This window comes from Acidovorax benzenivorans (genome assembly GCF_028680575.1).
GTDB classification, from domain to species: Bacteria; Pseudomonadota; Gammaproteobacteria; order Burkholderiales; family Burkholderiaceae_C; genus Acidovorax; species Acidovorax benzenivorans.
This window is the reverse complement of record NZ_JAPCKI010000002.1, coordinates 117,287-143,527: the sequence shown is the minus strand read 5'-3', so window position 1 is coordinate 143,527 and position 26,241 is coordinate 117,287. Positions and strand designations below refer to the sequence as shown.

Here is a 26,241-nt window from a genome sequence, read left to right as displayed (position 1 = left end):
CGCATGAAAGCCCCCTCCGCCCAGCCCGACCACTTTGTGCACGACCGCCTGCCTGCACGCGATGCATGGCCCACGCTGCACTACGACCTGCCCGAGCTGCAGATCACAGACCAGGCCAACCTGGTGCAGGCCCTGTTCGACCAGGCCGAACGTGCTGGCAACATCGACCGCCCGTTGCTGCGCGGCCCGCACCGCACGTATACCTACCGCGACGCCCGCGCCGAGGCCGCGCGCATTGCCGAGGTGCTGACGCAAGACCACGGCCTGGTGCCCGGCAACCGCGTGCTGCTACGCGGCGGCAACACGGTGGAGATGGCGCTGGCCTGGCTGGGCACGGTCTACTCGGGGCTGATCGCGGTGGCCACCATGCCGCTGCTGCGTGCAGGCGAGCTGGGCAGCATCATCGACCGCGCCCAACCCACCTTGGCGCTGTGCGACGGCCGCCTGTTGGCAGAACTGCAGACGGCGCAAACCCAGCACCCGGTGCTGGCCACCATCGTGCCCTTCCACACCGCGCCCGATGCGGCCGACCTGCTGCAACGCGCACAGGGCAAGCCCGGCACCACGCCGCCCTGCCCCACGTCGGCGGACGACATTGCGCTGATGGCGTTCACCTCCGGCACCACCGGCGCGCCCAAGGCCGCTGTGCACACACACCGCGACGTGCTGGCGGGCTGCGAGGCCTGGCCGCGCCATGTGCTGCGCGCCACGCCCGACGACATCGTGGCGGGCTCGCCGCCGCTGGCGTTCACCTTTGGCCTGGGCGGCTTGCTGGTGTTTCCGATGTGGGCGGGGGCCAGCGTGTACTTCCCCGACCAGCCCTACACCCCCGAGACCATGGTGCGGCTGATGCGCGAAGCGGGCGTGACCATCTGCTACACCGCCCCCACCTTCTACCGGCAGATGGCGCCGTTTGCCAAGCAGATCGGCCTGCCGCAGCTGCGCACCAGCGTGAGCGCGGGCGAGGGCCTGCCCGACGCCACGCGCCAGCTGTGGAAGGACGCGACCGGCCTCGACATGACGGACGGCATCGGCGCCACGGAGATGTTCCACATCTTTATTTCGTCGCCCGGTGGTGAGAGCCGGCCCGGCGCCATCGGCAAGGTGGTGCCCGGCTACGCCGCCAAGGTGGTGGACGACGACGGCAACGAGGTGCCGCGCGGCACGGTGGGCAAGCTCGCGGTGATCGGCCCCACGGGCTGCAAGTACCTCGACGACCCACGCCAGGCCAAGTATGTGAAGGACGGCTGGAACTACCCCGGCGACGCCTTCACGCAGGACGCCGACGGCTACTTCTTCTACCAAGCGCGCGACGACGACATGATCATCACCGCAGGCTACAACGTGGGCGGTCCCGAGGTCGAAGACGCCCTGCTGCGCCACCCGGCCGTCGCCGAGTGCGGAGTGATCGGCGTGCCCGACGAGGAGCGCGGCATGGTGGTCAAGGCCATCTGCGTTCTGAAGCCCGGCCACACAGGCGATGCGGCCATGGTCAAGACTCTGCAGGACCACGTGAAAGCCACCATCGCCCCGTTCAAATACCCGCGCGTGGTGGAATTTGTGACCGCACTGCCGCGCACCGAGACGGGCAAGCTGCAACGCTTCAAGCTGCGCCAGGGCGCTGCGGCTTCATCCCCCTCTGCATCGCCCACTTCCGCCAAAACAACATGACGATGAAAAACACCCTTTTGCAGCCCGAGGGCTGGGTCACCCCCAAGGGCTACGCCAACGGCGTGGCCGCGCGCGGCACCATGGTCTTTACCGGCGGCCAGATCGGCTGGAACGCACAGCAGCAATTTGAGAGTGATGACTTCATCGACCAGACGAAGCAGACGCTGCTGAATGTGCGCGCGGTGCTGGAGGCTGGCGGCGCGGGGCCTGAGCACCTGGTGCGGCTGACTTGGTACGTGGTGGATCGCAAGGAATACAACGCGCGCTTGAAGGAGCTGGGCGCGGTTTATCGCGAAGTGCTGGGCAAGAACTTTCCGGCGATGGCGTGTGTGCAGGTGGCGGGGTTGATGGAGGAGCGAGCGAAGGTGGAGATTGAGGCGACAGCGGTGGTGCCGGATGCTTGAGGGGCCATCTTCTACAGGGATTTGAACGAAATCGCTGCCTGGCGCTTATTCGGCATGCGTAGACAGCTATTATTTCAATAGCACCCTGCATTTTCAATGCCGTTCGACCTCAGCCCAAACGGCTTGGGGGAGTAGCGCCCACAGCCTTCCCCCTCAACGACGCCCCCCGCCCCACCCACCAAGCCTGCACCTGCTTGCCATACAAAATGAACGCCAACGCCGCGCCAATCAAAGGCAACGCCGCATACACCCACCCCGTGAGCAGCTCCCCACCCAACGCCACCCCCACCAACAACGCCACCGCAGGGTTCACAAACGAATAGCTGCCCGCCAGCGCCGCCGACGTGTTCTGCAGCAGCCACAGGTACGCATTGAGCGCCACCAAGGTGCCAAACACCAGCAGGTACACCCAGGCCGCCCACGACTTGGCAGTGACCTGGCCCAGGGCGCTCAAAGGCTCGAACCACAACGCCACCACCAGCCCCATGGCGCCACCGGCAAACCACTGTGCGGCCGAGGCCATGGCCGGTGCGGGCAACGACAGCTTGCGCGATGCATACGAGCCCACGCTCCAGGCCAGCGGCGCACCAAACGCCAACAACGCCCCCAGCCAGGTGGCCGAAAAGTCGCCCTCCAGTGCCAGCAGCAGCGCGCCCACCACGCCCAAAGCCAGGCCGATCCAGCTGGTGAAGGGCACGCGCTCTCCGCCCCAGCGCGACCACAGCGCCAGCCACATGGGCATGGTGGTGACCACCGTGGCCATCAGGCCCGAGCCGATGCCCAGCTTTTGCGCAAACCCAATGAAGTTCATGGCCAAAAACACCATGAGCCCGCCCACCAGGGCGGAGTTGCGCCACTGCACCCGCGTGGGCAGCGCATGGCCTTGCCACAGTGCAATCAGCAGCATCACGCCCCCTGCGCACAGAAAGCGGATCGCATTCATAAGCAGCGGCGGCATGCTCTGCAGCGCAATGCCGATGGCGAAATACGTGGTGCCCCAGACGATGTAGACCAGCAGCAGCGCGACTGCCACCGCCCCGTTACGCTGTGCACGGGCTTGCGCATTGAAAATTGCCGGCATATTCTTCACCTGACCGAATAATTTATGGAAACCGCGAGGTTTTCGGAATTTTTACCAAAATCAAGCGGCTATGCAAGCAAATATTCAGACAGATGACATGGACGCCAGAATTATTTCGGCACTGGGCGCAGATGGCCGGCGTTCGTACGCCGATGTAGGGGCTGAAGTGGGACTGTCCACTGCCGCCGTGCACGAGCGCGTGAAAAAGCTGCTGGACAAGGGTGTGATCCGCCGGTTTTCGATCAGCGTGGACCCGGAACGCGTGGGTCTGAACTTCACCGCGTTCGTGGCCATCCGCAACGATGGTGGCATTCACTGCCGCGATGTGGCGCCCCGCCTGCGCGCCATGCCGCAGGTCGAAGAGCTGCACAGCGTGGCGGGCGAATACGACTTTCTGGCCAAGATCCGCACCACACATGCCCGTGCGCTGGAAGATGTGATCTACGAGATCAAGGCCATTGCGGGCGTGGCGCGCACCACCAGCACGGTGGTGCTGAACACCGAGTTTGAAGACCGGCCGCTGGACCTCAGCTGGGTGAATGGCGACAAGGGCGGCTGACGCGAAGCGCCCGCCCTGGGCTCGCAGTGCGGCTGTTTACGCCACCACAGGAACGCGGTCGGCCGCAACAACGCCAACGGCAACACCAACCGCAGCAGGAGCCTGCGCCAGGCGCTGCAACAGCGCCAAGTAGTAGCCCAGCGGCTGCGTGGCCAGCCCCGGCACCTTGGCATGGTCGTCATAGCGGCGCAGGCGAATGGCTTCCTGCGCAAAGGGCTGGGCCGCAAACTGCATCGCTTCTTTGGGCGTGAAGGCGCCACCTTGCAACACCAGACTGTGCTGCGACGCGGGCGACAACGTCTCCCAGTACCCCGGCTCCATGGTGCACAGGTAACGCTTGGCATCCACATGCAGGCGAATGGGCTCCAGCACCGCGTCGGGCAGCAGTCCACGCAAGAACGGGATGGCCATGTACTGATGCAGGTCGTCCTGCTCGGCCGTGTCGCCACCTGGCGCCAGCAGGTGCCCCAGGTCGTGCAGCAGCGCAGCGACGATGGTGGCAGGGGTTTCGCCCGATTTTTCGGCCCACTGCGCGCACTGCAGCGCGTGCTCCAGCTGGCTGACCGCCTCGCGGCCGTACTGGTTCACGCCCCGAGTAGCGAGCAGGTGGGCAATGTCTTCAAGACTCAATGCCATGAGGTACTCCTAGCCCCTTTAGATCAGTGCCTTGCGGATGCGCGCCGACACTAGGTCGATGGCACTCACCGTGACCACAATGATGAGCATGACCGCGCAGGTCTCGGCGTACTGGAAGCCCCGGATGATTTCCCACAGCACCACCCCAATGCCGCCCGCGCCCACCATGCCCACCACCGAAGCCGAACGCACGTTGGCCTCAAAGCGGTACAGCGTGTACGAGATCCACAGCGGCATGACCTGCGGAATCACGCCGTAGATGATTTCGTGCAGTGCGCTCGCACCGGTGGAGCGGATGCCTTCCACGGGCTGCGGGTCGATGGCCTCCACGGCTTCAGAGAACAGCTTGGCCAGCGTGCCCGAGGTGTGGATCCACAGCGCCAGCACCCCCGCAAACGGCCCCAGGCCCACAGCCACCACGAACAGCATGGCAAACACCATTTCGTTGATGGCACGGAACGCATCGAGCACGCGGCGCACCGGCTGGTACACCCACCAAGGCACGATGTTGGACGAGGCCAGCAGTGCCAGCGGCACCGCCGTCACCACGGCCAGTGCCGTGCCCCACAGCGCAATCTGCAAAGTGACCAGCATCTCCTGCACATAGATCTGCCACTGCGCAAAATTGGGCGGAAAGAACTCCGCCGCATAGCTGACCATGTTGCCCGAGTCGTTCCACAGGGCGAGCGGGCGCATATCGGCGCCCTTCCAGGAAGCCGCCAGCAACACCAGCAGGATGCCCCACGACAGGTACCAGGCCAGGCTGCGCTTGGGCGACGAGGTGCTGGCCAGTGTGGCCAGCGAGGGATTCAAAGCAGAGGACATGGGGACACCTGGGCAACAAGGACAAACCGGCGGCTTACTTCAGCGACGCGAGTTGCTGGTCAATCTCTGCCAGGCGGGTCTTCTTGTCGGCATCGGCCAGCGTGGCGTCGGCCTCGATCTTGTTGCGCTTGCCGAACAGGTCGAGCTGGCGGATGGGCGTGAGCTGGGCGTTGGTCGAAGGCTTGAAGCCCGACAGCTTGGAGATCTTCATCACGATCTCCTTCTCACGTGCATCGGTCTTGGCGTAGTTGTAGAAGAAGTTGCGGATCTTGGTCTTGGTGGCGTCCGGCAGGTCCTTGCGCATCACCAGCGGGTCGAGCGGAATCAGGGGCGAGGTCCAGACGATCTTGATGTCCTTGAACTTCTCGGGCTGGCGCTCCTTGATCTTCTCCAGGTTCTCGCTGTTGTTGGTGGCCACATCCACCTGCTTGTTGGCTACGGCCAGCGCATTCGTTTCGTGGTTGGCACTGCGCGCGATCTTGAAGTGCGTCTTCGCGTCGATCTTGTTCTGCGCAAAGGCGTAGTAGCCGGGCACCAGGAAGCCCGAGGTGGAGTTGGGGTCACCATTGCCAAAGCTCAGCGACTTGCCGTTCTTGAGCACGTCGTCCAGCGTGGCCAGGGGGCTGTCCTTGTGCACGATGAGGTGCGAGTAGTAGCCCTGGGTGCCGTCGGCGTTCACCATCTGCGCAAAGACTTCGCCACTGGCGCGGTCCACGGCCTCCATGGCCGACTTGTTGCCCAGCCATGCCACCTGCATCTTGTTGAAGCGCATCGCTTCGATGAGGCCAGCATAGTCAGACGCAAAGAAGGCGTTGATCTTCAGGCCGGTCTGCTTGGCCATGTCGTCCAGCAGGGGCTGCCAGTCGGCCTTGAGGTTTTGCGAGGCCTCGGTCGAGATCATGCCGAAGTTGATGTCTTGGGCCAATGCGCCCGTGGTCAATCCCAGCCCGAGCGTCAGGGCAGCACACAGTTTCTTGAACATGTTGAAATCTCCAGAAAAAGGAAAGAAAAAGAACCGAAAGGCCGTTCAGGCAGCCTGAACCATGGCGGGCGACCACTGCGGCACAGGCGTTGGCGCCTGCACAGGTGCGGTGTGAGCACCCGCTGCATCCGACAGAATTTCGTCGGCGTGTACGCCATACAGGCTGCGCAGCAAGGCAGGCGTGAGGGCGGACGAAGGGCCGTCGTACACCACCTGACCGTGGTGCAGGGCCACCACGCGCGGGCAGTATTTGATGGCTACATCCACCTGGTGCAGCGACACGACGACGGTGCAGCGGTCTTCGCGGTTGATGCGGGCCAGGATGTCCATGACCTTGCGCGAGGACTCGGGGTCCAGCGAGGCAATGGGCTCGTCGGCCAGCACCACCTTGGCACCTTGCACCAACGTGCGTGCAATGGCCGCAGCGCTGCTGCTGCCCGCCCGACAGCGTGGAGGCGCGCTGCGCATGGCACTCGGCAATGCCCACGCGGCCCAGCGCTTCGAGCGCCAGCGCACGCTCCTGCGGCTTGAACATGCGCAGCCAGCCACGCCACCAGGGGGTGCGGTGCAGCAGACCCACCAGCACATTCATCAGCACGGGCAAACGGTCCACCAGGTTGAACTGCTGGAACACAAAACCCACCTGCGAGCGCACCTTGCGGATGTCACTGTGGATGCGGCCGCCCTGCTGCACGCAGCAGCCGTCCACCTCGATCAGCGAATGGCTGGCCGCATCGGCCACCACCAGGCCCGCCACATGGCGCAGCAGCGTGGACTTGCCGGAGCCTGAGGCTCCGATCAGCGCCACCATCTCACCGCGCTGCACGGTGAGGTTGATGTCGCGCAGGGCGTGTTTGCCGTTGGCGAAATGCTTGTTCAGCTGCTGGATGTGCAGGGCTGCTGGCATGAAGGGTCTCCTTGCTGGCGTGAAGTCGTCTAGACAACCGAAGTGTGGTTGCCACGCGTGACAGCGCTTTGACAGTTGAAAGAAGTTTGGGTGTCAGTCAGCGCGATGGGCTGACCGACACCGGCTCGGGCTCTGGCTCTGGCTCGCGCTACAGCACGCGCTGCCCTTCGCGCCACACGCCACGCACCACGGCCTGGTGGCCGCCACACGGCAGCTCGGCCATGTGCACCTGCACCAGGTCGGCGCGCAGGCCGGGCGCGAGAACGCCCCGGTCCGCCATGCCTGCCGCCTTGGCCGGGTTGAGCGTGACGGTGGCCACAGCCTGCGGCATCGTCAGCACTTCGTCATGCACCAGCCGCATCACCGCGCTCAGCAGGCTGCCGGGCACATAGTCGGACGAGAGGATGTCCAAGAGCCCCCGGCGCGCCAGGTCGGCCGCCGCCACGTTGCCCGAGTGCGAACCGCCACGCACCACGTTGGGCCCACCCATCACGGTGAGCAGGCCGCGCTCGTGCGCCGCTTGCGCGGCTGCCAGTGTGGTGGGGAACTCCGACATCGCGGCCCCCTCCGCATGGGCCTGCTCCACATGGGCCACCGTGGTGTCGTCGTGGCTGGCCAGCGAGATGCCGTGCGTGCGGCAGTAGTCCACAAAATACGCACGGTGCGGCTCGGCGTATTGCGCCTGCAGCGTGGCCGCGTGGGCCACCTGGCGCTCGAACTTCTCGGCGCTCCAGCCCTTCTTGCCGGTGTAGTAGGTGCGCGCCTGCTCGATGTTCTCCCACTGGCGCTGGCCCGGGGTGTGGTCCATCAGCGAGATCAGCGACAGGCGCGGGTGGCCGTGGAAGGGCTCGAACAGATCGATGGTGTTGGGCGCGGGCAGTTCGCAACGCACATGCAGGTGGTGGTCCGCACGCAGCAGGTTGCGCGCTGTGCAGGTGTCGATGGTGTCGAGCACGCGGTTCCAGGCGCTGCCGCGCAGGCTGTCCACATCGGCCTCGCCCACGCCCAGCGCGTCCAGCACCGTCGTGATGCCTGCAGCGGCAATCTCGGCGTCGTGGGCCAGCAGCGCGGGCATCTCAGCCCATTGCACCTTGGGGCGTGGCATGAGGTGGCGCTCAAAATTGTCGGTGTGGACTTCCACCAGTCCGGGCAGCAGGTAGTCGCCTCCCAGGTCAATGCCCTGCAGGGCCGCAGTGGCCCCGCTGTCCAGCGCCGCGATGCGCCCGCCATCCACGTGCAGGCTGCCCAACACCACTTCACCCGGCAGCACCATGCGGGCGTTTTTGAACACGGCGGCGGTCATGCCGATGCTCCCCGAAAGTCACCCACGTTCACGCGGCGCGTGGCCACGGCAGCGCCCACCTGTGCGTCGTGAAAGATGCCGACCAGGGCCGCGCCGCGCGCCACGGCCTCGCGGATCATGGCAATCACGGTCTCGGTGTTGGCCGCATCGAGCGACGCGGTGGGCTCGTCCAGCAACAAGAGCGGCTTGGGCTTGATCATGTTGCGGGCGATGTTGATGCGCTGCTGCTCGCCGCCCGAGAAGGTGGCGGGCGGCAGGTGCCACAGCCGCTCAGGGATGCGCAGGCGGGTCAGCCACTGGCGGGCGGCCTCACGCGCTGCCTCGATACCCGCAGGGTCGTCCCCGGCGTCTTCGGCCAGCGGTTCGGCCACCACATCGAGCGCCGACACGCGCGGGATGACCCGCAAGAACTGGCTCACATAACCCACGGTGTCGCGCCGCAACTGCACCAGCGCGCGCGGCGTGGCCTGGGTCACGTCCACCAGGGCGCCACCGGCCGAACGCACGGTGATGCTGCCCGCGTTGGCGCGGTAATTGGCGTAGATCATCTTGAGCAGCGTGCTCTTGCCCATGCCCGATGGCCCGTCGAGCACCACGCATTCGCCGGGCTGCACGGCCAGGTCCACGCGCTCCAGCACGGGCAGCTCCATGCTGTTCTGGTGGTGCAGGGTGAAGCGCTTGGCCACCCCTTTCATCTGAAGAATGGGGGTAGAGGAAGTCTGGTTCATGGCTGCAGTACCGAAGAGACGAGGAGCTGGGTGTAGGGGTGTTGCGGGTCGTCGAGCACCTGGTCGGTCAGGCCCGCTTCGACCACGCGACCGCGCTGCATGACCACCATGCGGTGCGCCAGCAGGCGCGCCACGGCCAGGTCGTGCGTGACCACAATGGCGGCCAGTTGCATCTGCCGCGTGAGCTGGCGCAGCAGGTCGAGCAGGCGCGCCTGCACCGACACATCCAGACCCGATGTGGGTTCATCCATGAACACCAGGCGCGGCTGCGTCACCAGGTTGCGGGCGATCTGCAGGCGCTGGCGCATGCCGCCCGAAAACGTGCGCGGTGCGTCGTCGATGCGCGCAGCATCGATCTCCACGCGCTGCAGCCACTCCGTGGCCGTGGCGCGCAGACGGCCATAGTGGCGCTCGCCGAGGCCCATCAGGCGCTCACCCACGTTGGCACCGGCAGATACATCCATGCGCAGGCCGTCCGCCGCGTTCTGGTGCACAAAGCCCCAGTCGGTGCGGGCCAGCAGGCGTTGCTGCGCTTCGGACATGGCGTAGATGTCCTGCAGCTCGCCGCTGCGCTGGCGGAACTGCACCGTGCCTTCGTCCGGGGCGCTGCGCGCCGCAATAGCGTTGAGCAGCGTGGACTTGCCGGAGCCGGACTCGCCGACCACGGCGAGCACCTCGCCCGGCCACAGGTCAAAGGACGCGCCTTGCAGCGCCACGCGGTCGCCATAGCGCTTGCTGACGTTGCGCACGCTCAGCAGCGGCGCAGCAGGTTCGGGGTGGTTCATGTGAGGGTCTCGACGACAAAGCTCAGGCCATGCTGCGCAAAGCCCAGGGATTCATAAAAGGCATGGGCGCCCGCACGGCGGGCGTTGGACGAGAGCGCGAGCTTGTAGCACCCCGCATCGCGCGCCTGCTGCATGGCGTGGGCCATCATCTGGCGGCCAATGCCACGGCCCTGCTGGTCCTGCGCCACCACCACGTCTTCAACGATGGCCGATGGCGCGCCCCGGTGGGCCAGGTTGTGCATGATGAGCAGCGCATAGGTGCCCACCACCGCACCGTGCTGCGCAGAGTCGCAGGCCACCCACAGGCGGTAGCTGGGGTAGCGGACAAACTGGGCCCACACGGCCTGGGCTTCATCCAGGGTCAGCACGTCTGCGGGGCTGTCTTCAATGGCGGCGTACAGGGCCAGCACGTTCTCCAGGTCATCGCGCTGGGCTTCGCGAAGGTGCACCGTACTCATGCTGCGCCGCCTTCCACCAACGCCAGTTCGGCTTTTTGTGCCTGGCGCTCCTGGCAATAGTCCGAGTCGGAGCACACATGCATGCGCCCGCCCTGGTCGTCGGTGATCACCTCGTCCAGAAAGCTGTCGGTGGCGCCGCACAGTGCGCAAGCAGCGTCCCAGCGCTGCACTTCGAAGGGGTGGTCCTCAAAGCCTAAACTTTCGACCGGCGTGTAGGGCGGCACAGCGTAGATGCGTTTTTCGCGGCCCGCGCCAAACAGCTGCAGCGCGGGGTTCATGTGCATCTTGGGGTTGTCGAACTTGGGGATGGGCGATGGTGCCATCACATACCGGCCGTTCACCAGCACGGGGTAGTCATACGTGGTGGCGATGTGACCGTAGCGTGCGATGTCCTCGTAGAGCTTGACGTGCATGAGCCCGTACTCGGCCAGGCCGTGCAGCGTGCGTGTCTCGGTCTCGCGCGGCTCCAGACGCTGCATGGGTTCTGGCACCGGCACCTGGTAGACGATGACCTGGCCTTCGGCCAGCGGCGTCTCGGGGATGCGGTGGCGTGTCTGGATCAGCGTGGCCTCACGCGTGCGGGTGGTGGTGGCCACGGCCGTGGTGCGCTCAAAGAAGCGGCGGATATTGACGGCGTTGACCGTGTCGTCCGAGCCTTGGTCAATGACCTTGAGGCAGTCTTGTGGCCCGATGATGGACGCCGTGACCTGAATACCGCCCGTGCCCCAGCCATACGGCAGCGGCATTTCGCGGGAGCCAAAGGGCACCTGGTAGCCGGGGATCGCCACCGCCTTGAGGATGGCGCGGCGGATCATGCGCTTGGTGCGTTCGTCCAGATAGGCAAAGTTGAAGTGGCCGTCCACCGGCGCAGCGTCGGCGGGCAGACCCATCACGGCGGGTTCCATGGGTGCGTTCATGGGGCTTCTTCCTCCAAAGGGGTTGCAGGGTGGGCGGCAGCGGCGCGCATCTTGCGCACCAGCTCCAGCTCGGACTGAAAGTCCACGTAATGCGGCAGCTTCAGGTGCTGCACGAAGCCCGAGGCTTCCAGGCTGTCGCTGTGGCCCAGCACAAACTCCTGCATCTGCGCGGGGGATTCGACCGGCTCACCCAATTCGTCGGCGCGCAGGGCACGGTCCACCAGGCTCATGGCCATCGCCTTGCGCTCGCTGTGGCCAAACGCCAGGCCATAGCCGCGCGTGAACTGTGGGGGCTGGCTCTTGCTGCCCGCAAACTGGTTCACCATCTCGCACTCGGTGATCTCGATGTCACCGATGTCGATGGCAAAGCCCAACTCTTCGGGTTCGATCTCCACGGCCACGGTGCCCAGTCGCACCTCGCCCACAAAGGGGTGCGAGTGTGAATAGCCTCGCTGGGTGGAGTACGCCATGGCCAGCAAAAAGCCTTCGTCTCCCCGCGCCAGGTTCTGCAGGCGCGTCGCCCGGCTGGCCGGAAAGCGCAGCGGCTCGCGAGTCAGGTCTGTGGGGGCCGGGTCGCCCGGGGGCACGGGGCGGGTTTCGATCAGGCCTTCCTGATTGAGCAGATCCACTACGCGCGGCGTGGAGCCAGTCGGCACGGCGGCTGCCGCTGCAGCAGGCGGCGCCACCGGGCCTTCGGCCAGCAGCTTGAAGTCCAGCAGGCGCTGCGTGTAGTCGTAGGTGGGGCCCAACACCTGTCCACCGGGCAGGTCCTTGAAGGTGGCGGAGATGCGCCGGTCCAGCGCCATGCGGCTGGTGTCCAGCGGGCAGGTGGTGCCCAGGCGCGGCAGCGTGGCGCGGTAGGCGCGCAGCAAAAAGATGGCTTCCACCAGGTCGCCAGCGGCCTGCTTGATGGCCAGCGCGGCAAGCTCGGGGTCGTACACCGAGCCCTCGGTCATCACCCGGTCCACGGCCAGCTTGAGCTGCTGGCGGATCTGCGCCACCGACAGTTCGGTTTGTGAGGTATCGCCCCGGCGCTGGCGGGCCAGCAGCTGGTAGCTGTTGAGGATGGCGGCTTCCCCGCCCTTGACGGCAACGTACATGCTCAGACCTCCTGGGACTCAAGGGTGGCGGCTGCGGCGATCCGCGCGACCCGCGTAGTGCGTGGCAGGCCAACGATGTGCCCAACAGTGCCCAGCACCACATCCACACCACACGGGAACACGGTGTGGTTGGCGGCCCACTGGACCTCGAAGTCGTCGGGCAAGCCATCCACTTGCAAAGCCGCCATGTCCTGGATGCCGGGTCCGCGCAACTGCCATGCACCAGGAGCCTCTGCCGTGGTTGCGATGGCGCGCACCACGTCCACCACGCAGGTCGCCGACTGGTCGGGGTAGATGTCACTGCCCTGGGCCAGGCTGCGCAGCGCGGGCAGGGCGTCACCCTGCGCCACCCACACAAATCGGGCCAGCGCGGCGTCGGCCACCAAGGTGCAGCCCGTGTGAAAGCGCAGCCACGCACCCGCATCGCTGGCCGCCAGGCGGGGTGAGAGCCACAACGTGCAGTCGCTGTCGAGCAGCGCCAGCAGCACGGCCGCCGATGCAGCGTGCCCCACAGCCGGGGTCTGCGCGTCGTGTTCTACCGCCACAGCTCGGCCGGGGTGCGACAGCGCCTGCAGCACGGCGCGGAACACCGCCTGGCTGCCAAAGGCTTCGTTCGAGAATCCGGCACCCAGGGATGCCAAGGGGGTCGTGCTCATTCGGTCTCCTCCTCGTTGTCGGAACCGCTCTCGCGCGCCACGGTGAAGAAGTCCACCTTGGTGCTGGCTGCACGCGCCTGGCGCTCGGCCTGGGTGTTGCGCAGGTGGGCGCGGATGGGGTCCAGCAGTTGCGCGTCCAGCACCGGTTGCTGCACAGGGTCTTGCAGCAGCGCATCGGCCAGGGCCGCCAGCTGCACCTGGCGGTGGGAGCGGCCCAGCACGTAGGCCACGCCCACGGTGGCCTCTGCGGCGTCCGATGGGTTCGCCACGCGCAACGCACAGCGGGTCACGGTGGCCTCGCCGAGGTTGAAGCGTTCGCCCGTGCCACCGGCGCGGCCTTGGACCATCATCAGACCGGTCTCGGGCGCACGCAGCCAGCGTGCGGGGCGCGTGGCATGCTCTTGCAGCGCAGATTCGAGCAGTCCCAGCGGCGCCCGTGCCAGCAGCGCCATCCACTGCGCGCGGCCCAGGGGGCGGTCCGGTCCCGGGTTGTCAAAGGCTTGAAACATGAAAGTGATACCCTGAAAGTTGTATAGACAAATTGAACAACTGGCGCCAGCTTAAAGAGCGCGCATGTAGGTTTCATGACAGCCAGCACCACCTCCCTTTCGTCCCCCTTGCAGGCCCCACCCGCACCGTCTTTGCGCCCTGCGCGCGACAGTTTCTGGACCCGCATTGCCGCTGAGCTGGCCGATGCCATCGGCAGCGGCGTTTACCCGCCGGGCCAGCGCCTGCCCTCGGAACACGCGCTGGCCGAGCAGTTCGGCGTGAACCGCCACACCATCCGCCGCTCTCTCGCCAGCCTGTGTAGCCAGGGGCTGGTGCGCATCACGCAGGGCAGTGGCACCTATGTGGAAGACTTTGCAGTGGACCTGGTGCTGGGCAAACGCACACGCCACCAACAGGGCCTGGCGCAAGCGGGCCTGCGGGGTAGCCTGGTGGTACTGCAGGCCCAGACCACGCGGGCGACGGCAGCGCTGGCCAAGGCATTGCAGGTGCCCACACGCAGCCCACTGCTGGCGCTGCGTGTGCGGGGCGACGCCGAAGGCCAGCCGCTGCATGTGAGCGAGCGCTACTTTCCCCTGCCGCGCTTTGAAAGGCTGGCAGCGGTGGTGCACGAAACGGGCTCCATCACCGCCGGGTTCACCGCCCACGGCGTGGCCGACTACACGCGCCGCGAAAGCCGCATCACCGCCGAGTTGCCCAGCGCAGAAGTGGCGGCACAACTGCGCCAGCCCACGTCACGCCCCGTGCTGCAGGTGGAGAGCCTGAACGTGGACCTGGCGGGCACGCCCATCGAATGGGCGCGCGCCTGGTTTGCTGGCGACCGCGTGAAACTGACCATTGACCACGATGAACACTCCTGACGCTCCCTCCACCCACCATCGCTATGCGATCTATTTCGCCCCCAACCCTGGCAGCCTGGGCTGGCTGGCGGGTAGCCATTGGCTGGGGCGCTGCGCCGCACTGCTGCAACCCCTGCAGCAGCTAGCCATCGAAGGCGTTGCGGCGGACAACCTGCACCGCCTGACTGCGGCGCCCCGCCGCTATGGGTGGCACGCCACACTCAAGGCGCCGTTTGCCCTGGCGCCCGGCACCGACTGGATCACGCTGCACCAGGCCGTGCAGGCCGTGGCGCGCGGGCTGCAACCCTTTGTACTGCCGCCCCTGCAGGTGCAACGCATCGATGACTTTCTGGCGCTGGTGCCCCCGGCGTTGCACCCTGCCAATGCGCAGATCCAGGAGACCGCCGCCGCCTGCGTGACGGCACTGCAGCCCTTGGCCGCCCCCCTATCCGACGCCGACCTGGCCCGGCGCCGGGCGGCCAGGCTCACCGCCCGGCAGGATGCCTTGCTGCAGCAATGGGGCTATCCATTTGTGCTGGACGAGTTCCGATTTCATATGTCCCTCACCGGCAGTCTGGCGCAAGTGGACGCGCGGACACAGGCCCTGGTGTTCGATGCCGCGCAGGAGTTCTTCTCGGACCTGCCCATCCTCAAATTCAACAGCCTCGCCTTGTTTGCAGAGCCCACGCCCGGCGCGGACTTTGTGCTGCTGGACCATCTGGAGATGGGCACATGACCACCGGCAGACTGATTTACTGCATGGGCCCCTCGGGCGCGGGTAAGGACAGCCTGCTGGACTGGTTGCGGGCACACCTGCCCACCCCGTGCCCCGTGCACTGGGCGCAGCGCACCATCAGCCGTGCCGCCATGCCTGGCGGCGAGGCCCATGAAAGTGTGTCGCCCGAAACGTTTGTTGCGTTGCGCCACGCGCAGGCGTTTGCTCTGCACTGGGACGCCAACGGCCTGAGTTACGGCGTGCGGCATGCGCAACTGGCGCCGCTGGCCCAAGGCAACTGGGTGCTGCTCAATGGCTCGCGCGCCTACCTGCCCGAGGCGCTGGCGCGGTTCCCGGACCTGGTGGCCGTGCACATCACCGCCAGCCCACAGGTGCTGCGCGAGCGGCTGCTGTCGCGGGGCCGCGAAACGTGCGAAGAGGTGGAGGCCCGGGTGCAGCGCGCGTTGGCCTATACACCGCCCCCGGGTGCGGCCAGCCTGGAAATCCACAACGACGGCGCGCTGAGCGATGCGGGCCAGCGGTTGCTGAACGCGCTGGAAGTTTTGCCGGGCTGGCCCCGGCGCAGTGGCACACTTTCCGGCCTGCACACAGCCTGACACAGGCCTGCCCCTAGCCATAGCCACGCCATCCCCATGACCACCATCACGATCTATCACAACCCCAAGTGCGGTACGTCCCGCAACACCCTCGCCATGATCCGCAACAGTGGCGTGGAGCCCGAGGTCATCGAATACCTCCAAACCCCGCCCGACCGCGCCACGCTGGTGGCGCTGATTACCGCCACAGGCGAGCCGGTGATCCACGCCGTGCGGACCAAGGAGGCGATTTTCACCGAGCTGCAACTGGACGCACCGGGCGTCACCGATGCGCAGCTCATCGACGCGATGCTGCAGCACCCCATCCTCATCAACCGCCCCATCGTGGTCACGCCCCTGGGCACGCGGCTGTGCCGCCCCTCCGAGAAGGTGCTGGACATCCTGCCCGCGCCCCAAAAGGGCTCCTTCACCAAGGAGGATGGCGAAGTCGTCATCAACGCGCAGGGCCAGCGTGCCTGAGGCCACCGCACACCCCCATGCCGTAGCGCGCCGCGCGGCATGAGCGCCGCCTCTCAACGCTGGACCGTGGCACGCCTGGGCACGGCCCAGACCCTGGCCTGGGCCTCGTCCTACTACCTGCCCGCCATGCTCGCCGCGCCCATGGCGCACGACCTGGGCGTCACCACCCCTACCGTGTTCGCGGCGTTTTCGGTGGCCCTCATCGTGTCGGCGCTGCTCGGGCCCTTCGCGGGCCGGGCCATCGACCGCCATGGCGGCCGCCCGGTGCTGGTGGGCACCAACTTGCTGTTTGCCGCCAGCCTGGCGGGCATGGCGCTGGCGCAGGGCCCCGTGGGCCTGTTTGCCGCCTGGGTGCTGATGGGCGTGGCCATGGGCTCGGGCCTGTACGAGGCCGCCTTTGCCACGCTGGTGCGGCTGTACGGCCAGGGCGCACGCGGCGCCATCACCGGCATCACGTTGATTGCAGGGTTTGCCAGCACCGTGGGCTGGCCGCTGTCGGCCTGGATGGAGGTGCAATGGGGCTGGCGCGGCGCGTGTGCGGGCTGGGCCGCATTGCACTTGCTGGTGGGGGTGCCGCTGAATGGCTGGTTGCCACACGCTGATGCGGCAGAAAAAGCCTCTGAACCGCCCGCAGGCGCACCCTCCACGCTCACTACAGAAAAAGCGGCATCTGCATCGCCTGCTCCCGTACATCCGCTGCGCACCACGGTGCTGCTGTCCTTTGTGTTTGCGGTCACCTGGTTCACCAGCACCGCCATGGCGGCCCACCTGCCCCGCCTGCTTCAGGCCAGCGGCACATCGCTGCAGGCCGCTGTGGCCATGGCCGCGCTGGTGGGCCCGGCACAGGTGGCGGCGCGGCTGCTGGAGTTTGGTTTTCTGCGCCGCCTACACCCACTGCTGTCGGCCCAGTTGGCTGCGGCGGCACACCCAGTGGGTGCCGCCTTGCTGATGGTGGTGGGCGGGCCTGCAGCAGCGGTGTTCACGGTGCTGCACGGGGCGGGCAACGGCATCCTGACCATTGCCAAGGGCACGCTGCCGCTGGTGCTGTTTGGCCCTGCGGGCTACGGCGCCCGACAGGGCCTGATGATGGTGCCTGCCCGCGTGGCGCAGGCCTTTGCGCCGGTGCTGTTTGGCATGCTGCTGGACAGCGCCGGGGCGGCCGCCCTGTGGCTCACCACGCTGCTGGGTCTGGCTGCGCTGGCTGCACTGTGGCTGCTGCGGCCCGTGGCGCGGGCTTGATCGATCAGCCGCGCGGCAGCACAAACGCCTTCCGCGCCGCGAGCGCTGCAGGGCGGGAATGGCAGCCCTCCAGATGGTCGTTGACCAGCCCCATGGCCTGCATGAAGGCGTACACCGTGGTGGGCCCCACAAAACTCCAGCCGCGTTTTTTCAGGTCCTTGGACATGGCGATGGACGCGGGCGAGGTGGACAGGGTGCGCGCCACTTCGCGGGTGATGCGCTCGGGCCGGTCGGCGGCGGCGGGCTCGTAGCGCCACGCGTAGTGCGCCAGCGAGCCGAACTCGCGCCGCAGCTCCAGCAGGCGGCGCGCATTGTTGATGGTGGACTCGATCTTGCCCCGGTGGCGCACGATGGCCGCGTCCTGCACCAGGCGCTCGACATCCGCCGGGCCGAAGGCCGCGACCTGCTCGGCATCGAAGTTCGCAAACGCGGCGCGAAAACCCTCGCGCTTGTTCAGGATGGTGAGCCAGCTCAGGCCCGACTGAAAGCCCTCCAGGCAGATCTTCTCGAACAACCTGCGGTCATCCGCCACAGGGAAGCCCCATTCCTGGTCGTGGTAGTGGCGATAGAAAGGCGTGGCCTGGCACCAGGTGCAGCGTGGGCAACCGGTCTGGTCGGCAAACAGGCCGGCAGGCAAGTCGGGCAGGTCATGCGGCTCGGGGGTGGTTTCAGCGGTCATGCGCTGCATTCTAGAAACGGCTGCGGCCAGGCTGCTGACAGCCCTTCAGACGCTCCGCGCGATCTGCCCATAAACTGCCCGCATGCGCCAGCTTATCCCCTGCCTGCGGGCCTTGCCTGCCCTGCTGACCAGCCTTGCCCTGGCGGGCTGCGCCAGCACCACCGGCCCGACCAATGCGTTGGGCTACTACTGGCAGTCGCTGCGCGGGCACATGCAGATCATGCATGCTGCGGAGCCCATCGACGACTGGGTGGCGCGCAAAGACATCTCGCCCGCCCTGCGCGAGCGCCTGCAGCTGGCGCAACGCGCCCGTGCGTTTGCAGTGGCCGAGCTGGGCCTGCCCGACAACGCCAGCTACCGCCGCTATGCCGACCTGAAACGCCCCTCTGCCGTCTGGAACGTGGTGGCCGCGCCACCGTACTCCCTCACGCTGCACACTTGGTGCTTCCCGGTCACGGGCTGCATTGGCTACCGCGGCTACTTCACCAAGGCCGACGCGCAGGCCGAGGCGGCAGAGCTGGCCGCGCAGGGACTGGAGGTGGAGGTGTATGGCGTGCCCGCGTACTCCACGCTGGGCTACATGAACTGGGCGGGGGGCGACCCGCTGCTGTCCACCTTCATCGCCTGGCCCGAGGGCGACTTTGTGCGCTTGCTGTTCCACGAGCTGGCGCACCAGGTGGTCTATGCCAAGAACGACACCTTGTTCAACGAATCGTTCGCCACGGCGGTGGAGCGCATCGGCGTGGCGCAATGGCTGGCTACCCAGTCCACCCCACAGGCGCGCGAGGCCTTTGCCACCAGCGAAATGCGGCGCAGCGCCTTCCGCGCACTGACGCGCACTACGCGTGCCCGGCTGGCAGCCATTTATGAGCAAAAAGAGGCCTTAGCGCTTGATAACAATGCGCTTATAGCTATCAAAACAGAAGCAATGGAGACCTTTCGCACCGACTACGCAGCCCTGCGCGCACGTTGGCTGGGCACCCCGGGCGGCCCCGCCCCCCAGGCCACCACGGCCCAGGTGGCTGGCTACGACCGCTGGGTGGCCCAGGCCAACAACGCCAGCTTTGCAGCCCAGGCCGCGTACGACGAACTGGTGCCCGCGTTTGAAGCCCTGTTCGAACGCGAGGGCCGCGACTGGCCCCGGTTTTATGATGCCGTACGACAACTGACGCAGCAGCCGCAGCCCGAGCGCCACGAGGCCCTGCGAGCCCTTTTACCTGACCCCCAACACCTCAAGGAGACAGCCGGTGCCTGACATTCATATCCACCGCGACCACCACCTGGGCTTCAAGGAAGCCCGCAAGGTCGCCTTCTCTTGGGCCGAGAAGGCCGAAGAAAAATTCGACATGGAATGCACCTACGAAGAAGGCGAGAAGGAGGACCTGCTCACCTTCACCCGCACCGGCGTCAAAGGCACGCTGCTGGTGGACGCCCACCAGTTCGAGATGAAGGCGCAACTGGGCTTTCTGCTCGGCGCGTTCAAGGACCGCATCGAGGCCGAAATTGGCGAGCAACTGGATGCGCTGCTCAACGCCCCTCACCCCGGCGCCAAGAAGCACGCCGCCGACAAAAAGAAGCACACAGCGGAGGCCGGTGCAGACAAGCCCAGCACCAAGGCGGCGGCCAAGCCTGCCGCCAAAGCCAAGAAGGCATAGCCGCCGGGGCCCTGACCATGACATCCACCGCCACGGACACTGCCGCCCACAGCCCGGCGTTCGACACGCTGTCCGCTCTGCTTCACACCCGCTACAGCTGCCGCGCCTTTCTGCCCGAGCCGCTGCCGCGCACCACCATCGAAGCCATCCTGGCCACCGCACAACGCACGGCCTCGTGGTGCAACGCGCAGCCCTGGCAGCTCACCATGGCCAGCGGCGCCACGCTCGAGCGCCTGCGCGGCGCACTGCAGTCGCACATGGCCACAGCAGCCCCCAACCCCGACCTGCCCTGGCCTCGCGAATACCGGGGCGTGTACCAGGAGCGGCGGCGCGAATGCGGCTGGGGCCTGTACGAAGCCCTGGGCATTGCCAAGGGTGACCGCGAAGCCTCGGCGCAACAGGCGGCGCAGAACTTCACGATGTTTGGGGCACCCCATGTGGCCATCATCACCAGCGACGAGGCACTGGGCGTCTATGGTGCGGTGGACTGCGGCGCCTACGTGAGCAATTTCATGCTCGCAGCACACAGCCTGGGCGTGGGCTCCATTGCGCAGGCAGCGCTGGCGTCGTACCCCAGCGTGCTGCGCGAGGTGCTGGGTATTGGCGAGGACCGCACCATCGTCTGCGGCATCTCGTTCGGCATGGCAGACCCCGCCCACGCGGCCAACCATTTCCGCACCACACGCGCCGATCCAGCCAGCAGTGTGGTGTGGCGGGACTGAGTGAGAAGGCGTGACCGGGCAGACGTCAGGCGGCAGCGCGCAGCAGAGGGTTGCGCGTGCGCAGCAGCCCGAACAAGTTCTTGGGGTCTGACAGCTCCGGGATGAGTTCGATGGGCTGGCCAATGCCCAGCTCGGTGGCCGTATCACGCAAGAAGCGCAGCGCAGAAAAGTCCTCCAGCGCGAAACCCACGGAGTCGAACACCGTCACTGCCGCATCGCTGGCCCGGCCGGTGTGTTGACCCGCCAGCACCTCCCACAGCTCGGTCACGGCAAAGTCGGCAGGCAGTTGCTGGATGTCGCCTTCGATGCGCGTTTGCGGCGCGTATTCCACAAACACCTGTGCCTGGCGCAGCACGTCGGCATGCAGCTCGGTCTTGCCGGGGCAGTCGCCGCCCACTGCGTTGATGTGCATGCCCGGCGCCAGCATGTCGGGCGTGAGGATGGTGGCGTTGGTCTTGTCAGCCGTCACCGTGGTGACGATGTCGGCGCCGCGCGCGGCCTCGGCCGTGCTGGTGCAGACCACGGTGCGCAGGCCCGTGCCTTGCAGGTTGGCCTGCAGCTTGGCGGTGGCGGCCGGATCGGTATCAAACAGCCGCAGGGTGTCGATGCCCAGCAAGTGGTGAAAGGCCAGCGCCTGGAATTCACTCTGCGCACCGTTGCCGATCAGCGCCATGGTGCGGCTGCCAGGCCGCGCCATGGCGCGGGCGGCCACGGCCGACATGGCAGCGGTACGCAGGGCGGTGGTGAGGGTGAGTTCGCTCAGCAGCAGCGGCGCACCCGTGGCCACATCGGCCAGCACGCCAAACGCCATCACCGTGGACAGGCCCCAGCGCGTGTTCTTGGGGTGGCCGTTGACGTACTTGAACGCATAGGTCCGGTCATCCGCAATCGGCATGAGTTCGATCACGCCATCGCGCGAATGGCTGGCCACGCGCGCCGATTTGTCAAACGCGCCCCAGCGCAGAAAGTCGGCATGGAGGTAGTCGGCGACGCCGCGCAGGCAGGCCTCGACGCCTTTGCGCTGCACCATGTCGATGACATCGGGGGCACTGAGATAACGGGTGGAAAAGTGATGGTGTGAAGGCATGGCGCTTGTCTCCGAATAGGAATGGATGTGACTACAAGCAGTGTCCCGAAGCGCCAAAACAATAGGAATCGCCCAATCTGCCGCATATTGCTGGCCCGTTTGCCGGTATGGCAACCCAAACTGCCACTTTGCGCAGAAGCCCCAAGACATCCTCCGGCGGCGCCAGCGCGCTATCCTCGGCTGCTTCACCCGTCCAGCACCATGACGCTCCCCCAAATACTCATCAGCGAAGTCGGCCCGCGCGATGGCCTGCAGTCCGTGAAAGCCACCATGCCCACCGCAGACAAGCTGCGCTGGATCGACGCCTTGATGGCCGCCGGCCTGCGCGAGATCGAAGTCGGCTCGTTCGTGCCCGCGCGCCTGCTGCCCCAGATGGCCGATGTGGCCGAAGTGGTGCGGCACGCGCTCACCCACCCCGGCATCACTGTGATGGCGCTGGCCCCCAACCTGCGCGGGGCCGAGGCGGCAGTGGCGGCAGGTGTGCACAAGGTCACGCTGCCAGTGTCAGCCAGCGCCGCCCATTCGCTGGCCAACGTGCGCAAGACGCGCGAGGCCATGGTCGAAGAGGTGCGGGCCGTGGCCCAGCTGCGTGACGCGCAAGCGCCCGGTGTGCTGGTGGAGGTGGGACTGTCCACCGCCTTCGGCTGCACGCTGCAGGGTGTGGTGCCCGAGGACGACGTGATCTGGCTCGCAGGCCTGTGCGCCGAGGCCGGGGCCGACGAGGTGGGCCTGTCCGACACCACCGGCATGGCCAATCCGGCCCAGGTGCGCCGCCTGTTCACGCGCTTGCGCGCCGAGCTGGGCGCCAAGGCCGGTGCGGCCCATATGCACAACACCCGGGGCCTGGGCCTGGCCAATTGCCTGGCGGCTTACGACGTGGGGGTGCGCACGTTTGATGCGTCGCTGGGCGGGCTGGGCGGCTGCCCCTATGCGCCGGGCGCGTCGGGCAATGTGGTGACCGAAGACCTGGTGTTCATGTTCGAGGCCATGGGCATCACCACGGGAGTGGACCTGGAGCGCCTGATGGCCGCGCGCGCGCCACTGCAGGCGGGGCTGCCGGGCGAGCCGGTCTATGGCATGACGCCCGAGGCGGGGTTGCCCAAGGGGTGGGCCCAGGGTTAACGCACCTGCGACCCAAAGAAAAAGGCGACCGAGGTCGCCTTTTTCTTTGGGGGTCTTCGCCGTATCAGCTCAGCGAGGTGATCAGGTCCACATACTGCTGCTTGGCCTCGTCGGCGCCCGTGCCCTTGAGCTTTTCCCAGGCGTCCCACTTGGCGCGGCCCACCATGTCGGAGAAGCTGGGCTTCTTCTCGGTGTTGTCGCCGGCGGTGGCTTGCTTGTACAGCGCGTAGATCTTGAGCAGCGTGGCGTTGTCAGGACGCTCGCTCAGGTTCTTGGAATTGGCCACGGCGGCTTCGAAGGTGGCGTTGAGGTCGGCCATGTCTGTGTGCTCCTTGGGATGTTTGGGGGGAGGGAAAGAACGGTGTCGGCAAGGGTTTGCTGCGTTGTATCTTACGGGCTGAGCATGGCCCGGGGCCGCTCAATCCATAGAGGCAAGTCCCCAAAAATCAAACAACAGGTGTACATCCGATGGTGACCCGCATTCCAGCCCCCAGCAAAGCCACTCCGGGCAAAGGCTCCAGCCCCCTGCGCACGATGCGCGACCAGGCTCCCGAGGTGGCGCGCAAGGCGGCCCAGGCCCTGCCCCCCGCAGCCCGCAAAGCCGCCACCGTAATGCAGAAGAACGTACGCCGCGCCGCCACCGGCATGCTGGGCCTGTCGGGTGAGCGCATGAGCAAGGTTGATACCGCCTGGCTGCGCATGGACTCGCACAGCAACCTGATGATGATCAACGGGGTGTGGACCTTGTCGCCCGGCATCACCTGGGCGGCGCTGTGCGAACGCGTGCAACAGCGCCTGCTGCAGTACCCGCGCTTTCGCCAGCGGGTGGTGGAAGATGCCGCAGGCGCCACCTGGGTGGAGGACCGCAACTTTGACATCGCCGCCCATGTGCTGCGTGAGAAGCTGCCACACCGCAAAGGCCACAGCATGCAGCGCGCACTGCAGGACCGCGTGGGCGAACTCGCCATGCAGCCGCTGGATACTCGCCGACCCCTGTGGCAAATGCACCTGATCGAAGACTTCGTGGGTGATGACGGCGCGAAGGGCAGCGCGCTCATCGTGCGCATCCACCACTGCATTGCCGACGGCATTGCACTCATCTCGGTGACCATGTCGCTGATCGATGGCGGCTCGGAGCCCCCCAAACGCAAAGCGCGGGCCGACAAAGAGGCCGCCACGGCCGAGGACTGGATTGCCGACGCGCTCATCAAACCCTTCACCGGCCTCACCATCAAGGCGCTGGACCTGGCGGGCGACAGCGCCGCCAAGTCGTTGCAGATGCTGGGCGACCCGGAAAAGGCCATGCACCACGGGCTGGCCGGCACCATGGACATGGCCCGCGTGGCCTACCAGTTAGTGAGCGATGCCGCTGCCCTGGCGCTGATGCCCGACGACTCACCCACACGCCTGAAGGGCCAGCCTGGCAGCGCCAAGCGTGTGGCCTGGTGCCCGCCGATTCCGCTCGAAGAGGTCAAGGCCATCGGCAAAGCACTCAACTGCTCCATCAACGACGTGCTGCTGTCATGTGTGGCGGGCGCCATCGGCGGCTACCTGCGCAGCCAGGGCGACGACCCCACGGGCCAGGAGATCCGCGCCATGATCCCGGTCAACCTGCGCCCCATGGAAGAGGCCTGGAAGCTGGGCAACCGCTTCGGGCTGGTGCCGCTGGTGCTGCCGATTGGCGTGGCCAACCCCGTCGAGCGCGTGTACGAGGTGCGCAAGCGCATGAACGCGCTCAAGGGCAGCACTCAGCCCATCCTGGCGTTTGCCATGCTGGCCGTGGCGGGCCTGATGATCAAGCCCGCGCAGGATGCGCTGCTCAACCTCTTTGGCCGCAAGACCACGGCGGTGATGACCAATGTGCCCGGGCCCAAGGAGCAGCTCACGCTGTGCGGCTCACGCGTCACGCAGTGCATGTTCTGGGTTCCGCAGTCGGGCGACATTGGCCTGGGGGTCTCCATCCTGAGCTACGGCGGCGGCGTGCAGTTTGGCGTGATCACCGACACCACCCTGTGCCCCGAGCCGCAGCAGATCATCGACGCCTTTGCGCCCGAGTTCGACCAGCTATCGCTGCTCACGCTGATGCTGCCGTGGGGCGAGTGAACGGGCGAGCCACGGTGGCGAAGGCACGCATGACGGGCTTTGCCGGGGTGCTGGTTGCCCTGGTCTGCGCGGATGCCGCCCAGGCCGCCGTCGCAGAAGAACACATCCAGCAGCCCTACCCCGTGCGCGCCCAACCCGGCGAGACCCTGAGACAAGCGCTGAACGCTGCCACCCCCATCACGGTCAATGGCCAGCGCTTTCACGGCTATACCCGCTGGAACGTGCGCTGGACCTTTCGCTGGTGGCGCGAGGCATCGGGCCGCTGCACCATTACCGAAGTCACCACGCGCCTGCGCACCGAGGTGCAATTGCCCGAACTGCGCAGCGCCACACCCGCCCAACAGGCTGTTTTCGACCGGTACCTGCCCGCCTTGTCCCGCCACGAACAAGGCCATGTCCAGTTCGGGCGCGACGCGGCACAGGCGATTGACCAGGGCATTACCGCACTGCCCGCAGCCCCAGACTGCGCGACGCTAGAGCGCCAAGCCAACGCACTGGGCCACCGCCTGCTGCGCGAACATACCGAGCGCGAGAAGCAGTACGACCGCGACACCTACCACGGTGCATCGCAAGGCGCCAAGCTGGAGTGACTAGCCGCGCACCGCGCTGCGGAAGGCCGCAGACAACGCTGTCAGCGCATCGCGCGGGCGGCCGTCCTTGGTGCGTGTGTGCAGCAGCACCGGCAGGCGTGCTAGCGCGGGCAACCCCAGGCGCGCGCCAACGTCCACCGCCCCCAGCGGCAGCATGCGCGGCGCCAACGCCGCCACACCCAGCCCGGCCATCACGGCCGCAGCCACGGCAGCGACACCCCCGCCGACAAACACCTCGGCCCAGGCAATGCCCGCCGCGTCCAGCGCCCGCCCTGCCATCGCCCGCACACCACAGGGCTCGGCCAGCGTGGCCAGGGGCAAGGGCTCGTCCGCGCGGTGCAGCCAACCGGGGGCCGCGAACCAGCCGAAGGGCTCCTCGGCCAGCAACTCGCCATCGCTGCGACCCACGTGCATGCGGGCCAGCACCGCATCCAGCTCGCGCCGGTCGTAGCTTTGCAGCAGGTCGCCCGACGAGCCGATGCGGATCTCGATGAGCAGTTGCGGGTCCTGCGCGTTCATACGGGCAATGAGTGCGGGCAGCTCCGGCCCCGCCACATGGTCGCTGATGCCGATGGTCAGGCGTTGGCGGGCCTGCGCAAACGTGGCGAGCGCCCGGTCGTGCGCGGCCAGAAGCTCGCGGGCATGCTCCAGAAAGGCCGCGCCCCGGGCCGACAGCTGCACGTGGCGCGGCGTGCGCTCGATGAGGCGGCAGCCCAGGCGGTCCTCCAGCCGCTTGAGCTTCAGGCTCATCGCGGCCTGCGCCGTGCCCATGGCTTCGGCCGCGCGCGTGAAGCTGCCCAGCTCGGCAATGCGCACAAAGGCTTCAACGGCATCCAGATCCAGGGATCGCTCAACCATTTGAATTTGATATTTCTGAAATAGATATCCATAGCAT

General features: G+C 66.8%; 30 protein-coding genes and 1 pseudogene. 14 read left to right on the top strand and 17 right to left on the bottom strand.

Annotated features, from left to right (window positions below):
- Positions 1-3: 3 nt before the first annotated feature.
- Entirely contained in the window at positions 4-1,671 is a 1,668-nt protein-coding gene (locus OIN59_RS04140; RefSeq protein ID WP_274107381.1) for an AMP-binding protein, read from the top strand.
- Between the two features lie 2 nt (positions 1,672-1,673).
- Positions 1,674-2,075, top strand: coding sequence for a RidA family protein (locus tag OIN59_RS04135; RefSeq protein WP_274107379.1), 402 nt, complete (start codon positions 1,674-1,676; stop codon positions 2,073-2,075).
- Positions 2,076-2,184: 109 nt separating this feature from the next.
- Here the strand turns inward: OIN59_RS04135 and OIN59_RS04130 are convergent, their stop codons facing one another.
- On the bottom strand, positions 2,185-3,156 hold the full coding sequence (locus OIN59_RS04130) for an EamA family transporter (RefSeq protein WP_274107376.1): 972 nt from the start codon (positions 3,154-3,156) through the stop codon (positions 2,185-2,187).
- A 97-nt stretch (positions 3,157-3,253) separates the two neighbouring features.
- Here OIN59_RS04130 and OIN59_RS04125 point away from each other — a divergent pair, with 97 nt between their 5' ends.
- Entirely contained in the window at positions 3,254-3,715 is a 462-nt protein-coding gene (locus OIN59_RS04125) for an Lrp/AsnC family transcriptional regulator (protein ID WP_274107374.1), read from the top strand.
- A 36-nt stretch (positions 3,716-3,751) separates the two neighbouring features.
- Here the strand turns inward: OIN59_RS04125 and OIN59_RS04120 are convergent, their stop codons facing one another.
- The 12 genes and pseudogenes from OIN59_RS04120 to phnG all read right to left on the bottom strand — a co-directional run bounded on the left by OIN59_RS04120 (position 3,752) and on the right by phnG (position 13,521).
- Positions 3,752-4,351, bottom strand: coding sequence for a phosphonate degradation HD-domain oxygenase (locus OIN59_RS04120; protein ID WP_274107372.1), 600 nt, complete (start codon positions 4,349-4,351; stop codon positions 3,752-3,754).
- A gap of 18 nt (positions 4,352-4,369) precedes the next feature.
- On the bottom strand, positions 4,370-5,176 hold the full coding sequence (gene phnE, locus OIN59_RS04115; RefSeq protein WP_274107370.1) for a phosphonate ABC transporter, permease protein PhnE: 807 nt from the start codon (positions 5,174-5,176) through the stop codon (positions 4,370-4,372).
- Positions 5,177-5,210: 34 nt separating this feature from the next.
- The gene (gene phnD / locus OIN59_RS04110) at positions 5,211-6,158 is read right to left on the bottom strand and encodes a phosphonate ABC transporter substrate-binding protein (RefSeq protein WP_274107368.1); all 948 of its coding nucleotides are present in this window, start codon (positions 6,156-6,158) and stop codon (positions 5,211-5,213) included.
- A gap of 45 nt (positions 6,159-6,203) precedes the next feature.
- A pseudogene (gene phnC, locus OIN59_RS04105) lies at positions 6,204-7,065 on the bottom strand (phosphonate ABC transporter ATP-binding protein).
- A 148-nt stretch (positions 7,066-7,213) separates the two neighbouring features.
- Positions 7,214-8,368, bottom strand: a complete 1,155-nt coding sequence (locus tag OIN59_RS04100) for an alpha-D-ribose 1-methylphosphonate 5-triphosphate diphosphatase (RefSeq protein ID WP_274107366.1) — start codon at positions 8,366-8,368, stop codon at positions 7,214-7,216.
- Positions 8,365-9,096: a phosphonate C-P lyase system protein PhnL gene (phnL, locus tag OIN59_RS04095; protein ID WP_274107365.1), complete on the bottom strand. Its 732-nt coding sequence runs from the start codon at positions 9,094-9,096 to the stop codon at positions 8,365-8,367. Before phnL ends, OIN59_RS04100 begins: the two co-directional genes overlap by 4 nt.
- Positions 9,093-9,881 carry a phosphonate C-P lyase system protein PhnK gene (phnK, locus tag OIN59_RS04090; RefSeq protein ID WP_274107364.1) on the bottom strand — a complete coding sequence of 263 codons (789 nt, stop codon included), beginning with the start codon at positions 9,879-9,881 and terminating at the stop codon, positions 9,093-9,095. The genes phnL and phnK overlap by 4 nt, the downstream gene beginning before the upstream one ends.
- Positions 9,878-10,339: a GNAT family N-acetyltransferase gene (locus tag OIN59_RS04085; RefSeq protein ID WP_274107363.1), complete on the bottom strand. Its 462-nt coding sequence runs from the start codon at positions 10,337-10,339 to the stop codon at positions 9,878-9,880. Before OIN59_RS04085 ends, phnK begins: the two co-directional genes overlap by 4 nt.
- On the bottom strand, positions 10,336-11,256 hold the full coding sequence (locus OIN59_RS04080; protein WP_274107361.1) for an alpha-D-ribose 1-methylphosphonate 5-phosphate C-P-lyase PhnJ: 921 nt from the start codon (positions 11,254-11,256) through the stop codon (positions 10,336-10,338). Before OIN59_RS04080 ends, OIN59_RS04085 begins: the two co-directional genes overlap by 4 nt.
- Positions 11,253-12,356 (bottom strand): carbon-phosphorus lyase complex subunit PhnI, encoded by a 1,104-nt coding sequence (locus OIN59_RS04075; protein ID WP_274107359.1) that lies wholly within the window; start codon positions 12,354-12,356, stop codon positions 11,253-11,255. Before OIN59_RS04075 ends, OIN59_RS04080 begins: the two co-directional genes overlap by 4 nt.
- A gap of 2 nt (positions 12,357-12,358) precedes the next feature.
- Positions 12,359-13,012 (bottom strand): phosphonate C-P lyase system protein PhnH, encoded by a 654-nt coding sequence (phnH, locus tag OIN59_RS04070; RefSeq protein WP_274107357.1) that lies wholly within the window; start codon positions 13,010-13,012, stop codon positions 12,359-12,361.
- On the bottom strand, positions 13,009-13,521 hold the full coding sequence (gene phnG, locus OIN59_RS04065; RefSeq protein ID WP_274107355.1) for a phosphonate C-P lyase system protein PhnG: 513 nt from the start codon (positions 13,519-13,521) through the stop codon (positions 13,009-13,011). The genes phnH and phnG overlap by 4 nt, the downstream gene beginning before the upstream one ends.
- Positions 13,522-13,596: 75 nt before the next feature.
- Here phnG and phnF point away from each other — a divergent pair, with 75 nt between their 5' ends.
- Genes phnF through OIN59_RS04040 form a run of 5 tightly spaced genes read left to right on the top strand, consistent with a single transcriptional unit; the run spans position 13,597 to position 17,388 of the window.
- Positions 13,597-14,379 (top strand): phosphonate metabolism transcriptional regulator PhnF, encoded by a 783-nt coding sequence (phnF, locus tag OIN59_RS04060; RefSeq protein ID WP_274107353.1) that lies wholly within the window; start codon positions 13,597-13,599, stop codon positions 14,377-14,379.
- Positions 14,366-15,094, top strand: a complete 729-nt coding sequence (locus tag OIN59_RS04055; protein WP_274107351.1) for a DUF1045 domain-containing protein — start codon at positions 14,366-14,368, stop codon at positions 15,092-15,094. Before phnF ends, OIN59_RS04055 begins: the two co-directional genes overlap by 14 nt.
- Positions 15,091-15,690, top strand: a complete 600-nt coding sequence (gene phnN, locus OIN59_RS04050) for a phosphonate metabolism protein/1,5-bisphosphokinase (PRPP-forming) PhnN (RefSeq protein ID WP_274107349.1) — start codon at positions 15,091-15,093, stop codon at positions 15,688-15,690. Before OIN59_RS04055 ends, phnN begins: the two co-directional genes overlap by 4 nt.
- A gap of 36 nt (positions 15,691-15,726) precedes the next feature.
- The gene (arsC, locus tag OIN59_RS04045; RefSeq protein WP_274107347.1) at positions 15,727-16,149 is read left to right on the top strand and encodes an arsenate reductase (glutaredoxin); all 423 of its coding nucleotides are present in this window, start codon (positions 15,727-15,729) and stop codon (positions 16,147-16,149) included.
- A gap of 39 nt (positions 16,150-16,188) precedes the next feature.
- Positions 16,189-17,388 carry an MFS transporter gene (locus tag OIN59_RS04040; RefSeq protein WP_274107345.1) on the top strand — a complete coding sequence of 400 codons (1,200 nt, stop codon included), beginning with the start codon at positions 16,189-16,191 and terminating at the stop codon, positions 17,386-17,388.
- 4 nt (positions 17,389-17,392) lie between these two features.
- On the opposite strand, the gene OIN59_RS04035 is transcribed toward OIN59_RS04040, so the two are convergent.
- Positions 17,393-18,067 carry a DNA-3-methyladenine glycosylase I gene (locus OIN59_RS04035; RefSeq protein ID WP_274107343.1) on the bottom strand — a complete coding sequence of 225 codons (675 nt, stop codon included), beginning with the start codon at positions 18,065-18,067 and terminating at the stop codon, positions 17,393-17,395.
- A gap of 82 nt (positions 18,068-18,149) precedes the next feature.
- Between OIN59_RS04035 and OIN59_RS04030 the strand changes: the two genes are divergently transcribed.
- Genes OIN59_RS04030 through OIN59_RS04020 form a run of 3 tightly spaced genes read left to right on the top strand, consistent with a single transcriptional unit; the run spans position 18,150 to position 20,444 of the window.
- Positions 18,150-19,322 carry an aminopeptidase gene (locus OIN59_RS04030; RefSeq protein ID WP_274107341.1) on the top strand — a complete coding sequence of 391 codons (1,173 nt, stop codon included), beginning with the start codon at positions 18,150-18,152 and terminating at the stop codon, positions 19,320-19,322.
- Positions 19,315-19,722: a polyhydroxyalkanoic acid system family protein gene (locus OIN59_RS04025; RefSeq protein WP_274107339.1), complete on the top strand. Its 408-nt coding sequence runs from the start codon at positions 19,315-19,317 to the stop codon at positions 19,720-19,722. Before OIN59_RS04030 ends, OIN59_RS04025 begins: the two co-directional genes overlap by 8 nt.
- A 17-nt stretch (positions 19,723-19,739) precedes the next feature.
- On the top strand, positions 19,740-20,444 hold the full coding sequence (locus tag OIN59_RS04020; RefSeq protein ID WP_274107337.1) for a nitroreductase: 705 nt from the start codon (positions 19,740-19,742) through the stop codon (positions 20,442-20,444).
- A 25-nt stretch (positions 20,445-20,469) separates the two neighbouring features.
- Here the strand turns inward: OIN59_RS04020 and OIN59_RS04015 are convergent, their stop codons facing one another.
- A complete protein-coding gene (locus OIN59_RS04015) occupies positions 20,470-21,531 on the bottom strand; it encodes an ornithine cyclodeaminase (RefSeq protein WP_274107335.1) in 1,062 nt (353 codons plus the stop codon).
- A 201-nt stretch (positions 21,532-21,732) separates the two neighbouring features.
- Here OIN59_RS04015 and OIN59_RS04010 point away from each other — a divergent pair, with 201 nt between their 5' ends.
- Positions 21,733-22,653: a hydroxymethylglutaryl-CoA lyase gene (locus tag OIN59_RS04010; RefSeq protein WP_274107333.1), complete on the top strand. Its 921-nt coding sequence runs from the start codon at positions 21,733-21,735 to the stop codon at positions 22,651-22,653.
- A 64-nt stretch (positions 22,654-22,717) separates the two neighbouring features.
- On the opposite strand, the gene OIN59_RS04005 is transcribed toward OIN59_RS04010, so the two are convergent.
- A complete protein-coding gene (locus tag OIN59_RS04005; protein WP_055397012.1) occupies positions 22,718-22,972 on the bottom strand; it encodes an acyl-CoA-binding protein in 255 nt (84 codons plus the stop codon).
- 149 nt (positions 22,973-23,121) lie between these two features.
- On the opposite strand from OIN59_RS04005, the gene OIN59_RS04000 reads away from it, so the two are divergent.
- Together OIN59_RS04000 and OIN59_RS03995 are read left to right on the top strand one after the other, a co-directional pair.
- Positions 23,122-24,756, top strand: coding sequence for a wax ester/triacylglycerol synthase family O-acyltransferase (locus OIN59_RS04000; protein ID WP_274107324.1), 1,635 nt, complete (start codon positions 23,122-23,124; stop codon positions 24,754-24,756).
- 29 nt (positions 24,757-24,785) lie between these two features.
- Positions 24,786-25,346 (top strand): DUF922 domain-containing Zn-dependent protease, encoded by a 561-nt coding sequence (locus OIN59_RS03995; protein WP_274107322.1) that lies wholly within the window; start codon positions 24,786-24,788, stop codon positions 25,344-25,346.
- Here OIN59_RS03995 and OIN59_RS03990 read toward each other — a convergent pair whose 3' ends face one another.
- On the bottom strand, positions 25,347-26,204 hold the full coding sequence (locus tag OIN59_RS03990; RefSeq protein WP_274107320.1) for a LysR family transcriptional regulator: 858 nt from the start codon (positions 26,202-26,204) through the stop codon (positions 25,347-25,349).
- Positions 26,205-26,241 lie beyond the last annotated feature (37 nt).